The following is a 343-nucleotide window of genomic DNA, read 5'->3' as shown; positions in this document are numbered from 1 at the left end:
CAGCTATGAGATGGACGCCGATAAAATTATCCGGGAAATCAACAGTTATCTGCACCTGAATGAACAGGCGCGGATTGTAATTCTGCATGACCCGGTAGGCCGTCAGCGGGACATTGTGGAAGCCTACTCTATCCTGAATTTGTGGCAACAGAGCTATAACGCCTCCAATATTTACCCACTGACCATCGGTTTCTATGTCGAAAGGCTCAAAGCCACCAAAAACCCGGAACTGAAAAAGAAAATAGATGACAGTATTGATTCTGACGCCTGGGAAAATGACTGGCCGAAACTGAAAAAAGTCACCGAAGATTTTGAAGCGCGTCAGGCGATGTTTATGAAACTG

The 343-nt window shown here is 45.8% G+C and carries 1 protein-coding gene; it reads left to right on the top strand.

Going from position 1 to position 343, the window contains the following annotated elements; translation table 11 throughout:
• The coding region (locus ACGF49_RS25040; RefSeq protein ID WP_387493469.1) for a hypothetical protein at positions 1-343 on the top strand (343 nt) is incomplete at both ends.

It is taken from the genome of Photorhabdus sp. RM96S, from assembly GCF_042879335.1.
GTDB classification, from domain to species: domain Bacteria; phylum Pseudomonadota; class Gammaproteobacteria; order Enterobacterales; family Enterobacteriaceae; genus Photorhabdus; species Photorhabdus kayaii.
Note: the sequence above shows the minus strand (reverse complement) of the source record. Positions and strands in the feature narration are given on the sequence as shown.